Consider the following 13,413-nt stretch of genomic DNA (forward strand, 5'->3'; position numbering starts at 1 on the left):
CCAGCCCCGAACTTGCCAGCCGGAGGCATACGTTTTTCATATGCCCCGGCGCAAATCATATAACCGAAAATTGAAACAGAACAGCGAGTCCGGCAATCCGTGCGCGGAAATCTGGCGCTGTTTGCGAAACGCCGCGGCGCGCAAGAGGTGATCGGAGAACCATGGTCATAACCACAGCGTATATGGCCATGTGCTTTTTCAAGCTTCTGAACCGCTCGGAAATGTACAACCATGGCTGAAGCGGCGGTGTTCGAGCGGCTCGCAGCCCGCGCTCGAACAGCCCGGTACGTGACGTGCCGGCCCGGGCGGGGCAAGCCGTGGATGCAGGACGACGCGAATGAACCACCTCACGGAAGGCCAGGCCCCGGGGACAAGCGCCGACCCGCTTCTCAACCCGTTCCGGATCAAGAAGCTGGAGTTCCGCAACCGCGTGATCAGCACCAGCCACGCCTCGATGCTGGACGAAGGCGGGATGCCTCTGGAGCGATATCAACGCTACCACGAAGAGAAAGCGCGCGGCGGTCTCGCCATGACGATGATCGGCGGCTCGGCAATGACCTCTGCGGACTCGAGCTGGGGCGGCGGGCAGCTCAATCTGTCAAGCGACGAGATCATCCCGCATCTGCAGTCCCTGGCGCGACGCATCCATCAGCATGGTGCGGCCGTGATGTCGCAGGTCTCTCATCTGGGCAGGCGGGCAACAGCATATGCGGGGAACTGGCTGCCTGCGGTTGCCCCGTCACGGATCCGCGAGACGCGCAACCGGAACTTTCCAAAGGAAATGGACGAGGCGGATATCCGGCGCATTGTCAGGGATTATGCCTCTGCCGCTGTCCGGTGCCGTGAAGGCGGCCTCGATGGTGTCGAAACCGTAACCGGTGGCCATCTGATCGGTCAGTTTCTCTCGCCGAGGACGAACAAGCGCACAGACGCTTATGGCGGTTCTGTCGAGAACAGGGCGCGTTTTGGCCTGATGGTTCATGAGGCGATCCGCAAGGCTGTCGGCGACGACATGATTGTCGGCATTCGTTTCGCGATCGATGAGGGCACCGACGAAGGCTCGGACTTCGACGACTGTCTCGAGCTTGCCCGCTTGTTCGAGAGGGAGGGGCACGTAGATTTCTTCAACTGCATCTACGGGCGCATGGATACCGATCTGGTGTTGGCCGAGCACAACATGCCGGGCATGTTCCAACGCAGTGCTCCGTTCCTGTCGCAAGTCGCAAACTTCAGGAAGGAGACGAGACTTCCCCTGCTTCATGCGGCCGGCATCAGGGACGTGGCGACCGCTCGCCATGCGATCCGGGAGAATATCGTCGACCTGATCGGCATGACGCGGGCGCACATCGCCGACCCGGATATCGTCAACAAGATCCTGCGCGGTGAAGAAGAGCGGATCCGTCCATGCGTTGGCGCCACCTACTGCCTCTATAAGAAGGTGAATTGCATCCACAATCCAGTGAGCGGTCGAGAGACCACGCTGAGTTCCACGATCGATCGCGCCGCCAGCCTTAAGAGGGTCGTTGTCGTGGGCGGCGGGCCGGCAGGCCTGGAGGCAGCCAGGGTATCCGCCGAGCGGGGACATCTTGTCATCCTGTTCGAGGCGGGCGCGAAACTTGGCGGGCAGATCCTGGTCGCTGCGTCCGCGACCGAGCGAAGGGATCTGCTCGGTATCGTCGACTGGCGGGTAAACGAGCTTGAACGCCTCGGTGTCGATGTTCGCCTGAATACATATGCCGACGCCGATACCGTGCTTGCTGAAGGTCCAGACGTCATCGTGGTGGCAACTGGCGGTGTTCCCGACATGGAATGGCTGGAAGGGGCCGAACTCTGTGACAGTGTTTGGGACCTGCTGACCGGTACGGTGTCCAGCAAGGACGATATCCTCATCTATGACGGGACCGGGCGCCAGGCGGCACCGTCCTGTGCCCTCCAACTTGCCAGACAAGGAAAGTCGGTCAGTCTCGCGACTCCTGATGACGCCGTGGCGGTGGAGATGCCTTATCCCGAAAAGGCCAGCTTCCGTAAACGCATCTCGGAACTCGGCATTCACACGATGGTGGACGTCAGGCTGACCAAGGTGGCCCGCCAAGGCAACGGCTTGACAGCAATCTTCCGCAACGAGTTGACGGACACGGAAACGACCTTTGCCGCCTCGCAGGTGGTCATCGAAAACGGGACCATTCCGGCGGAAGAAATTTACCAGGATCTGAGGTCCAGGTCTGCAAACGATGGGGTATCAGCTGCGTTCCTTGTCAATGGCAATCAGAACGATTTTGCAGAAGAACGTAAGATGCGTGGAAAGTTCAATCTATATCGTATTGGCGACGCGATCTCCAGTCGGGATATATATTCCTCGATTTATGACGCTTATCGATTGTGTGCGGAAGTTTAAGCTTAAATCGTGCTGATAGTTGCTTAACCTTTCAGCGAAAACCGGAGAAAAAATGTCAAATTCATCGGATTTTCACAGCGGTCCTGGCTCGATCGACGGCGACAGATTGGCTGAGAACATCCTTGCCGCTTCGGCGGTGATCGCTGGGCGGGAACGGAGCAAGCCGGCGCCGCGCAATATTGCGACTTCGCGGCCAGTTCAGAATTCTCTGCCGTGAAAGCCCGTCTGTTCAGCCATTCAAACCGTCCGGATGCCATAAGCTCGGAAAAATAGCAGCCCCTCGGAAAAAGGCGCATGCACGTGAAAAAAGACTTCAGAGTGCTGACCTTCGATGTCGTCGGAACCTTGATAGATTTCGAAACGGGCATCGCCAGCTATGTACGGGATGTCGCCGAAAAGGCAGGACTATCCGTCGATGGCGAAACGGTTCTGACCGCTTACCGCAAGGCGCGCGCCTTGCCGGGAGCCGGCCTCTTTCCGGACGATCTCGTCCGCTGCTACCTCGAAATCGCTCGGGCGCTCAGCCTGCCGGCTACGGATGAGGCGGCGCAAGGCCTGCGCCAATCCGTGAAGGACTGGCCGGCCTTCGCAGATTCGGTCGAGGCGCTTGCCCGCTTGCACAAGCGGTTCAAGCTGGTCGCCATGACCAATGCTCAGAACTGGGCGTTGGCGCATTTTTCGCAAACACTTGGCAATCCGTTCGATCTCACCGTCACGGTAGACGATGTCGGCCTGGAAAAGCCGAATCCGCAATTCTTCGCCTTCGCCCGCGGCCGCATCAGCGCCTGGGGCTTCGGCCTGAAGGACATCCTGCATGTTGCGCAGAGCCAGTATCACGATATCGGCGTGGCCCGCGCGCTTGGCTACACCGTCTGCTGGATCGAGCGCCGCAAGGGCATGAAGGGGTTTGGCGGCACGCTCGAACCCGCCAGGCTGACGGTGCCCGACCACCATTTCTCGACACTTGCCGAACTGGCCGACGCGGTCGACGAGGACCGCCTGGATCGCGTCGCCTGAATACGCCTGCGATACCCGCGTCCGCTCAAACGGCGGCGCCAAGATCATAACAAGACCAAAGGAACCAACAGGGGAAAAGGAATGGGAATGATGGGAAGACAGCCACACTGAATGTCATCGCCTGAGGTGCCTTCGGGCGCTTGAAATGAACCAGAATGGTCTCCGGTGCGCGCCAAGCCTGGCCGGCCGGCTCAACGAAAGGCTGACACGATGAAACCCGATTTTGACAAGATTTTGCGCCCGGCCGACACCGCCCGGATCGAAAGCGCCATCCGCCACGGGGCCACGCGGCGCGAGCTTCTTGGCATGCTTCTGGCTGGCGGCATGGGCGCCGCGATGGCCGGCACGGTGCTGGGCTCTGCCACCAAGGCCTACGCCGACACGCCGAAGAAGGGCGGCAGCATCCGCGCCGCCGGATATTCGAGCGGTACGACCGACACGCTCGATCCGGCCAAACAGTCACTGTCCACCGACTATGTGCGCTGCACCAGCTTCTACAACGGGCTTACCAGCCTCGATGACAAGCTGTCGCCGCAAATGGACCTGGCGGAGAGCTTCGATACCAAGGATTCCGTCACCTGGACCGTAAAGCTGCGCAAAGGCGTGACTTTCCACGATGGTTCGACCTTCGGTCCGGACGACGTCGTCTATTCGCTCAACCGGCATAAGGACCCGGCCGTAGGGTCGAAGGCCAAGTCGCTCGCCGACCAGATCGGCGAGGTCAAGAAGAGCGGAGACAACGAGGTCACCATCGTCCTGACGGGGCCGAACGCCGATCTTCCCGTCATCCTAGGCACGTTCCATTTCCTGATCGTCAAGGCGGGCACAACCGACTTCACCACCGCCAACGGCACCGGCGCCTTCAAGTGCAAGGAATTCCAGCCCGGCGTGCATTCCGTCGCCGTGCGCAACGAGAATTACTGGAAAGGCACCGGACCCTATCTCGACCAGGTCGAGTTCTTCGCCATTGCCGACGAGAACGCCCGCGTCAACGCCTTGCTCTCCGGCGACGTCGCGCTGATCGGCTCGGTCAATCCGCGGTCGACGCAGCTGATCAAGCAGGCCGGCAGTTTCGACCTTCTGACGACTACCGCGGGCAACTATACCGACCTGAACATGCGGCTCGACACCGCGCCGGGCAGCGATCCGAATTTCGTCGAGGCGATCAAGCTGCTGCTCGACCGTGAGCAGATCAAGACGGCGATCTACCGCGGCTACGCCGAGGTCGCCAACGACCAGCCGGTGCCGCCGACGAACCGCTTCTACAATGCCGATCTGCCGCAGCGCCCCTATGATCCGGACAAAGCCAAGTCGCTGCTTGCCAAGTCGTCTCTGGCAGGCACCAGGATCCCGGTCGTTGCTTCGACGGCCGCCGACCAGTCCATCGACATGGCGGTGCTGCTGCAGCAGTCAGCGGCCCAGATCGGCCTCGATCTTGATATCCAGAAGGTCCCTGCGGACGGCTACTGGTCGAATTACTGGCTGAAGGCGCCCATCTGTTTCGGCAACATCAATCCCCGTCCGACCGCCGATATCCTGTTCTCGCTGCTCTACACATCGAACGCGCCGTGGAACGAATCGCATTGGAAGAGCGAGCGTTTCGACAAGATCCTCGTCGAGGCCCGCAAGGAACGCGACGATGCCAAACGCAAGGAGATGTACGGCGAACTGCAGAAGATGGCGCACGAGGAGAGCGGCGTCGCGATCCCGGTCTTCATCAGCAACATCGACGCTCACAGCTCCAAGCTCAAGGGGCTGAAGCCGATGGCCACCGGTGGTATGATGGGCTTTGCGTTTTCGGAAAACGTCTGGCTCGAAGGCTGACGCCGCCGATTTGGCGCGGGTGGATCGCCACCCGCGCTTCGCCCGCATTCCGCTGGAGTTGCACGGCATGATAACGCGCATGATCCTGACCCGCCTCGGCGTGGCCGTCCTGACGCTGCTGATCGTTTCGGTGGTCGTCTTCGTGGCGACCAACATGCTGCCGGGCGACGTGGCGCAGATCGTCCTGGGTCAGGCCGCTACGCCTGAAGCGGTCGCCGGCCTGCGCAAAGCCATGCATCTCGACCAGCCTGCCGTGTTTCGCTACATTATTTGGCTGGGCGGGATGATGACGGGGAACCCCGGCACGTCGCTGGTCAACGACATTCCGATCGTCACGCTGATCGGCGGCCGCCTTCACAATACCCTGCTGCTTGCCGGCGTCACCGCCGCCTTCTCGGTTCCGATCGCCCTTGCCTTGGGGATCACCGCGGCGATGTGGCGAAACACGCTCTATGACCGGCTCGTCAGCTTTGCCACTATCGCGGTCGTCTCGGTGCCGGAATTCATGGTCGCAACCATTGCCGTGCTGATCTTTGCCGTGCGCCTGCACTGGTTTCCAGCACTTTCCTTCGCCAACGACGTTCACTCACTGGGCGAATTGCTGCGTGTCTTCGCCATGCCGGTCATCAGCCTGAGCTTCGTTGTCTCGGCGCAGATGATCCGCATGACCCGCGCCGCCTTGATCGACACGCTCGGCCAGCCATTCGTCGAGATGGCGACGCTCAAGGGCGCCGGCCGGGTTCGTGCGGTGCTGACACACGCTCTGCCCAATGCGATCGGCCCGATCGTCAATGCCGTCGCGCTCAGCCTGTCCTATCTGCTTGGCGGCGTTATCATCGTCGAAACCATCTTCAACTACCCGGGCATCGCCAAGCTGATGGTGGACGGGGTGGCCACCCGCGACATGCCTCTTATTCAAACCTGCGCGATGATCTTCTGCCTCGGCTATCTCGCCCTTGTCACCGTGGCCGACATATGCGCGATCCTCGCCAACCCGCGTCTGCGATACAAATGACCAAGCACACCGATACCATTCCCGAGACCCGGCGAAGGATGCTTGGCGCAGGCAGCCTGACCATCTCGGTGGTCGGCGCGATGTGCTTCTGCATCATACTGTTCTGGGTCGTGATTGCACTCATCGGTCCCTGGCTTGCGCCGTACCCGATCGGCAAGATCGTCAGCATGGACGTGTTCACCTCACCAAGCCGCGACTATCTGCTTGGCACCGACTATCTCGGCCGCGATATGATGAGCCGCATCATTCTCGGCGCGCGATATACGGTCGGGGTCTCCATCGCGGCCGCCTTCATCGCCTGCACCATCGGCGTCGCGCTCGGCATGATCAGCGCGGTGCTAGGCGGCTGGTTCGACACCATCGTCAGCCGCGGCATCGATGCGCTGATTGCAATCCCGCATCTGATGTTCGGTCTCGTCATCATCGCGGCGATCGGCAGTTCGCTTCCGGTACTGGTGGGAACGCTCGCCTTTCTCTATTTTCCAGGTTCTTTCCGCATAGCGCGTGCGCTCGCCGTCAACATCAACGAGCTCGACTTCGTGCAGGTCGCCAAGGCGCGTGGCGAGGGCTTCTTCTACACGGTTCGCGAAGAGATCCTGCCCAACATGATCGGGCCGGTTCTGGCCGATTTCGGCCTGCGCTTCGTCTTCATCGTGCTGTTGCTCAGCGGCCTCAGCTTCCTCGGTCTGGGCGTGCAGCCGCCCAACGCCGACTGGGGCGCGCTGGTGCGCGAGAATGTCTCCGGGCTGGCCTATGGCGCGCCTGCCGTCATCATGCCGTCGCTCGCCATTGCCTCGCTGACGATCAGCGTCAATCTGGCGATCGACAATCTTCCGCGCCGGCTGCGGGATCGCCTGCCATGAGCGAGCTCGTCGAAGTCAAGAACCTGCGCGTCATCGCCCGTAGCGACAGCGGCCGCGAGACGTCGATCGTCCACGATATCAGCTTCACGGTCCCGCGCGGAACGGTCGTCGCGCTGATCGGTGAGTCCGGTTCCGGCAAAACGACGATTGCGCTTTCCCTGATGGGCTATGCCCGCAGCGGCTGCCGCATCACCGGCGGCTCGATCCGGATCGGTGACCGTGAGATCCTGTCCCTGTCGGAAGCGGAAAAAGCCAAGATCCGCGGCCGCAATGTCAGCTACATTGCCCAAAGTGCGGCTGCCGCCTTCAACCCGGCCAGGACGATCATGTCGCAGGTCGTGGAAAGCGCGATGATCCACAGACTGGCACCGCGGGCCGAAGCGGAAGCGAAGGCAGTGGAGCTGTTCCGCGCACTGGCGCTGCCGGATCCCGAAGGCGTCGGATCGCGTTATCCGCATCAAGTCTCCGGCGGCCAGCTTCAGCGCCTGGCGGCGGCGATGGCGCTGATCTCAGAACCGGAGCTGGTGATCTTCGACGAACCGACGACGGCACTCGACGTCACCACCCAGATCGAGGTTTTGCGCTCGTTCAAGTCGGTGATCCGCGAGCGCAACACCACCGGCGTCTATGTCTCCCACGACCTGGCGGTGGTGGCGCAGATCGCCGACCACATCATCGTGCTGCGCGAAGGCTCCATTCAGGAAAGCGCTGCGACCGGGCAGATTCTGACGGACGCCCAAAGTCCCTACACCCGCAGCCTGCTTGCCGCGGCCAATCCCGCCGTGCATGCCCAGGCCGCTCCGCCCGCCGAGAAGCAACAGGAACTGCCCTTGCTCGAGGTCGAAGGGCTGGTCGCGGGATATGGCAGGTCCGGTCCGAACGGTCTGCCCAATGTGACGGTGCTCAACGATGTCGCCCTCAGCCTGCAGCCGGGCACGAATCTCGGTGTCATCGGCGAGTCCGGCTGCGGCAAGAGCACGCTGGCTCGCGTGATCGCCGGACTGCTCCCCGCCGCCGGCGGAACGGTGAAGTTCCGCGGCGAAACCCTGGCCGGATCCGTGGCGCAGCGCTCCAAGGATCAATTGCGCAACATCCAGATCGTCTTCCAGATGGCCGACACGGCCCTCAACCCGACCCGCTCGGTCGGACAGATCCTGGGGCGGCCGCTGACCTTCTATCATGACGTGAAAGGCGCGGAACGGACCCGCAGGGTCCGCCGGCTGCTCGATCTGGTGCAACTGCCGGCCAATATCGCCGACCGATATCCAGGCGAACTTTCCGGCGGCCAGAAACAGCGCGTCAACCTTGCCCGCGCCCTGGCGGCGGAGCCGGCGCTGATCCTTTGCGACGAGGTGACATCGGCCCTCGACACGGTCGTGGCCGCCGCCATCCTCGATCTGCTGGCCGAACTGCGCAAGGAATTGAAGCTGTCCTACCTGTTCATCAGCCATGACCTGTCGACGGTGCGCGCGATCTGCGACGATGTGATGGTGCTCTATGCCGGGCGCAAGGTGGAATCCGGCAGCCGATCGGCAATGCGCGCGATGCCGCTTCATCCCTATTCGGACCTGCTCGTGTCCTCGATCCCAGAACTGCGGACAGGCTGGCTGGACGGGCTCGGCAAAAAGGCTGCCGAGGCGGATGCCGGTGTGGGAGCCTTGTTGGCGCGATCCGAATGCTGTCCCTTCGTAGCGCGCTGCCCGGTGAGGAAGCTTGGTGTTTGCGACGTGCTGGCGCCGCCCATCCGCCACTTGTCGAAGGGAAGCGATATCCTTTGCCATCTGGAGGAGCGGGAATTGCTCGCCATGGGCGTCGGCGCCTAGCCTGCTGCCTGCCTCCTAGAACTCCGCCACCTTGCCCCAGGCGGATGCTTCGAAGCGTTCCGGACGATAGGGTATGGGATCGACCAGAGGGGGCGCGCCGGTAACGAGATCGGCGATCAGGTGGCCCGCGCCTGGGCCTATGCCGAAGCCGTGGCCGCTGAAGCCTGCCGCCAGGATGAAGCCAGGCAGTCCCTCGACCTCGCCGATGGCGGGAACGCCGTCCGGCGTGCTGTCGATATAGCCGGCCCAACTGGCCGCGACCGGCACATTTTGCAGTGCCGGCAGCAACTGGCAGGCGCGCCGGTAAGTCTCCTGGATCAGCCGCTGGTTCGGGCTCGGGTCGAGAATCCGGTTGCGCTCCATCGGCGTCGGCGCGTCGAGCCGCCAGCGCGCCAGCGTCTCGTGCCCGGCCCGCCATGCCTGCAAGGTGCCGGGTGCAAGGCTGCGCCAGCGGCGGGCGAACATCGGCACGAATTCACGAGCGAAACGCAGCTGCTGCGGCGTCGGATCGAGGCTGCCGCGGCCGCTGATAGCCAGCGTATGGCCCCCGTCGCCCCGGCGGGTGACCGAGACCTCGGCAGTGTGCAGCGCATCCGGCAGCCCTGAAGGTCCGGGTGCGAGCGAAAGGATCGAAGAGCGGACGGACGCCTGCGGAAAGCGTATGCCGAGCTGGCGGCAGAATGAAGAAGCCCACGCGCCCGCCGACAGCACCACGGTCCCGGTGCGGATCGTGCCCGCTTCGGTGACCACCGCGCTGACGCGGCCCGCCTCGGTCTCGATGCCGCGCGCGGCGCACATCTGGTGGACGCTGCCGCCGGCCTTCAGGATGCCAAGCGCCACCACGGGTGCTGCGCGGGACGGATCGGCCGTTCCGTCGGAAGGCGAAAAGACACCGCCCTTCCAGCGTTGGCCGGTGGCTTTTCCGTGCTCGTTCGCCTCGTCGGCGCTGAGCATATAAGTGGTCACGCCGGCGCCACGTGCGAAGTCGCGCCATCGGGCCCAGCCGGCAATCTCGACCTCGTTGTTGCTGAGGTAGAGCAGCCCGCAACGGCGAAAGCCCGCATCCTCGCCGATCTCGGCGGCGAGCCGCTCCCAGAGCGCCAGGCTTGCCGTGGCCATAGGCAGTTCCCGGGCGTCGCGGTTTTGTTGCCGGCACCAGCCCCAGTTGCGGCTGGACTGTTCAGCGCCGATCCGGCCCTTTTCCAGCAAGGCCACCCGAATACCGCGCCTGGCGAGATAATATGCCGCGAAGGCGCCGACGATGCCGCCGCCGATCACCACGACGTCGGCCGTTGCCGGCAAGGTGGGCGTGGTTTCGATATGCAGAAGCGGGGCGGGCATGCGAAATCTCCGGCAGCGGCGACCACTCTACCGCTCCCGGCGAGGCGGCGATTGCCACAGATCGGCAGGCCGCGGCATTTCCTTTGGCCAAGGGCTCTGCCGACGGGGGATTCTGCTAGCGCATATCGAGCAAAAGCACGCGGCAGGCCGACGAAATGCGTAGAACAAAGGCCTCAGGACGCCGTACAAACCCGTTCAAACGCGTGCTTGGATGCAGCTTTCCTGGAATTGCCGAAAGCGGCGGCGGGTGTTTGTCCTTGCTCCCGCTTGGCTTCGGCATAATATGCTTCGATCAGATCCGCCGGCGCTGTGCCGAGCCTTTGCCTTGGACCGTGCATGAAACTCGACCGGATCGACATCAAGATCCTCTACGAACTGCAGAAGAACGGCCGCATCACCAATGTGGAATTGGCGGAGCTGGTCAATCTCTCGCCCAGCCCTTGTCTGATGCGGGTGAAGAAGCTGCAGGCCGAAGGCTATATCGTCCGCTATTCCGCCCAGATAGACATCGCGAAACTGGGGCAGACGCTCACCGTCTTCACCGAGGTCACGTTGCGGAACCACCGCCAGATCGACTTCGCGCGGTTCCTCGCCGCTGTTGAAAAGGTGGATTCGGTCGTCGAATGCCACCTCGTTTCCGGCGGCTACGACTATCTCTTGAAATTCGTCACGGCCGGCATCGCCGAATATCAGGCGATCATGGAGCGGCTTACCGACATGGACATCGGCATCGACAAGTATTTCAGCTTCGTCGTGCTGAAGTCGCCGATCGTCAAGAATTACATGCCGCTCAAGAGCCTGTTCCCGCTGTAGCTGCTTGCCTCTCGGGTTTACGTCATGGCGGCGCGGACGTCCGGGTCTTCCAACGTCTGGTCGAGGGTCATCCGCGTGCGCTCGACGATGGCGTCGATCTCGGCCTCCGTGCAGCAGAGCGGTGGAGCATAACCCAGCACGCCATTGCCGAAGGCCCGGATGATGAGGCCATTGTCCCAGGCACGGTCGAATATCCGCCGCGATGGATTGGCCGCCGGCGGCAGCGGGGTCTTGCGTTGTTTGTCTACGACCAGCTCGATCGCCGCCAGCATGCCACGGCCGCGTACGTCGCCGACCAGCGGATGGTCGGCGAGGCTTTCGAGGCCAGACATCAGTCGGGCTCCCGCCTTGCGGCCATTGTCCAGCAGACCGCCTTCGTAGAGCCTCAGAACCTCGAGGCCGACAGCTGCACTGACGGGATGTGCGGAATAGGTATAGCCATGGCCGACGGCGGATTCGCCCGCGCCGTCCGCGATCGTGTCATAGACATGGTCGGAAATGAAAACCGCGCCCATCGGAGCATAGCCTGAGGTCAGGCCTTTGGCGGTGGTCATCAGGTCCGGGACGATGTCGTCCTCGGAACAGGCAAACAGCGGCCCGGTGCGGCCGAAGCCGGTGATGACCTCGTCGGCGACGAACAGGATGTCCAGTTCGCTGCACAGGTCGCGCATCGCCTTCATCCAGCCCGGCGGCGGCACCAGCACGCCGCCCGATCCCTGGATCGGCTCGGCATAGAAGGCCGCCACCCGATCCCTGCCGAGCTCTTCCACCTTGTTGCGGAGTGCTGCGACCGAGGCGGCGATGATCGCCTGTGGATCGTTTCCCACCGGATTGCGGTAGGCGTAGTGCGACGGAATCTTGTGCTGCCAGTCCAGCGGCACGCCGAAGCCGGCGTGGAAGGCCGGCAAGGCGGTGAGACCGGCACCCACCGTCGACGAGCCATGGTAGCCCTGTTCGATCGATATGAACTGGTTCTTCTGCGGCCTGCCCCTGGCATTCTGGTAATAGTGGATGAAACGGATCGTGCTATCGACGGCATCGGAGCCGCCAAGCGTGAAGTAGACATGATTGAGGTTGCCCGGCGCCCGCTCGGCTAGTTCCGCGGCCAGCCGGATGGCGGGCTCGGAACCGAGGCCGAAATAGCCGGTGGCATATGGCAGTTCGCGCAGCTGCCGGGTCGCGGCTTCGACGATGCTTTCCTGACCATAGCCGGCGTTCACGCACCACAGTCCGGCAAAACCGTCGATCATCTGATGGCCGGTCGCATCGGTGACGGTGGCGCCGGTGGCGGATTTCAGGACACGCACCCCGGCCCTTTCATGGCCGCGATAGGAGGCGACCGGATGCACCAGATGGGCGCGGTCGAGTTCGATCAGGGAATTGCTGAGCATGTCTTCCTCCGGGTTCAGCCAAGGGCCTGACTGGCCAGGGCAAAGGTCTGGACGCGCGGCGCCGGGCGGGCGGCCGTGCTGCCGCCCCTGCGCATGGCGACGCCGCCGCCAACGCTGGCCAGGCCCTGGGCGGCGAGCCACGGCGACAGGCCCGAACTCTCTGATGTATCGACGCGCAGAAAGGCGCCGGGGCTGGCCTCAAACAGGAACGAGAGCAGGCTTCGAGCGTCGTCGGTCGTCTCGGCTACCACCGGCCCCGCGACCTTGCCGCGGCCGAAGGTGCGCAGCGCCGCAAACCCGACTGGCTTTCCACCCTGGCGCAGAACGGCGAGCCGCGCCTGTTCGAACAGCAACCTGATCAGACCGCGGCGATCCATACCGCAGGCAGAGTGGTCCAGCTCCACGAGCGCGGCGACATCGTCCGCCGTCGCCCACTCGACATCTTTGCCGGCAAGGGCTTCGCCGGGCATGCCCTGATGCTGCACGATCTGGCCCGTCGCCCGGAAGCCGAGCTTTTCGTAAAGCGGCAGGCCTTCCCGTGTCGCCATCAGCCGGCATTCGCGGCCTTCACTCTGCTGCAGGGCGAAATCCATCAGTTTGCGGCCGATGCCCCGGCCGCGCATCGCCGCGTCGACAATCACCATGTTGATGGTGGCTGCCGCATCGCCATAGCGCGTAACCAGCGTGGTTCCCACGACCCGCTCACCGTCCAGCGCGACGATGCCGGTGCTGAGCGCCAGCATCATCGCCCAATCCTCCCGCCTGTGCGGCCAGCCCGCCTGGGATGACAAGGCCACCGCGCTGTCGAGATGCTCCGGGGCAAAACCCACCAGTGTGATTTCGTCTGTCTGCATGGCCTCATTCCCGACGGTTCGCTGCCCCTGTGATAGACCCGGCGGCAAAGAAGATCGTCCCGACGACGTGCAGGGCG

10 protein-coding genes are annotated in these 13,413 nt (G+C 63.1%); 7 read left to right on the plus strand and 3 right to left on the minus strand.

Annotation, left to right across the window (positions count from 1 at the left end; translation table 11 throughout):
• The first annotated feature begins 337 nt into the window (after positions 1–337).
• The 6 genes from B5V02_RS32190 to B5V02_RS32215 all read left to right on the plus strand — a co-directional run bounded on the left by B5V02_RS32190 (position 338) and on the right by B5V02_RS32215 (position 8,937).
• Positions 338–2,395 carry an oxidoreductase gene (locus B5V02_RS32190; protein WP_111548023.1) on the plus strand — a complete coding sequence of 686 codons (2,058 nt, stop codon included), beginning with the start codon at positions 338–340 and terminating at the stop codon, positions 2,393–2,395.
• 294 nt (positions 2,396–2,689) lie between these two features.
• A complete protein-coding gene (locus tag B5V02_RS32195) occupies positions 2,690–3,412 on the plus strand; it encodes an HAD-IA family hydrolase (protein WP_111548024.1) in 723 nt (240 codons plus the stop codon).
• 210 nt (positions 3,413–3,622) lie between these two features.
• Complete coding sequence (locus B5V02_RS32200; RefSeq protein WP_111548070.1) at positions 3,623–5,236, plus strand: ABC transporter substrate-binding protein; 1,614 nt, start codon at positions 3,623–3,625, stop codon at positions 5,234–5,236.
• Between the two features lie 67 nt (positions 5,237–5,303).
• Positions 5,304–6,251 (plus strand): ABC transporter permease, encoded by a 948-nt coding sequence (locus B5V02_RS32205; RefSeq protein ID WP_111548071.1) that lies wholly within the window; start codon positions 5,304–5,306, stop codon positions 6,249–6,251.
• Between the two features lie 38 nt (positions 6,252–6,289).
• A complete protein-coding gene (locus B5V02_RS32210) occupies positions 6,290–7,114 on the plus strand; it encodes an ABC transporter permease (RefSeq protein ID WP_111548072.1) in 825 nt (274 codons plus the stop codon).
• On the plus strand, positions 7,111–8,937 hold the full coding sequence (locus B5V02_RS32215) for an ABC transporter ATP-binding protein (RefSeq protein WP_111548025.1): 1,827 nt from the start codon (positions 7,111–7,113) through the stop codon (positions 8,935–8,937). Before B5V02_RS32210 ends, B5V02_RS32215 begins: the two co-directional genes overlap by 4 nt.
• A gap of 15 nt (positions 8,938–8,952) precedes the next feature.
• Here the strand turns inward: B5V02_RS32215 and B5V02_RS32220 are convergent, their stop codons facing one another.
• The gene (locus tag B5V02_RS32220) at positions 8,953–10,278 is read right to left on the minus strand and encodes an NAD(P)/FAD-dependent oxidoreductase (protein WP_111548026.1); all 1,326 of its coding nucleotides are present in this window, start codon (positions 10,276–10,278) and stop codon (positions 8,953–8,955) included.
• A 336-nt stretch (positions 10,279–10,614) separates the two neighbouring features.
• On the opposite strand from B5V02_RS32220, the gene B5V02_RS32225 reads away from it, so the two are divergent.
• Entirely contained in the window at positions 10,615–11,091 is a 477-nt protein-coding gene (locus tag B5V02_RS32225) for an Lrp/AsnC family transcriptional regulator (protein WP_111548027.1), read from the plus strand.
• 17 nt (positions 11,092–11,108) lie between these two features.
• Here the strand turns inward: B5V02_RS32225 and B5V02_RS32230 are convergent, their stop codons facing one another.
• Both B5V02_RS32230 and B5V02_RS32235 read right to left on the minus strand, forming a co-directional pair.
• The gene (locus B5V02_RS32230) at positions 11,109–12,482 is read right to left on the minus strand and encodes an aspartate aminotransferase family protein (RefSeq protein ID WP_111548028.1); all 1,374 of its coding nucleotides are present in this window, start codon (positions 12,480–12,482) and stop codon (positions 11,109–11,111) included.
• Positions 12,483–12,496: 14 nt separating this feature from the next.
• Positions 12,497–13,336 (minus strand): GNAT family N-acetyltransferase, encoded by an 840-nt coding sequence (locus tag B5V02_RS32235; protein ID WP_111548029.1) that lies wholly within the window; start codon positions 13,334–13,336, stop codon positions 12,497–12,499.
• Between the last annotated feature and the right edge of the window lie 77 nt (positions 13,337–13,413).

This window comes from Mesorhizobium kowhaii (assembly GCF_003253745.1).
Lineage (GTDB): Bacteria > Pseudomonadota > Alphaproteobacteria > Rhizobiales > Rhizobiaceae > Mesorhizobium > Mesorhizobium kowhaii.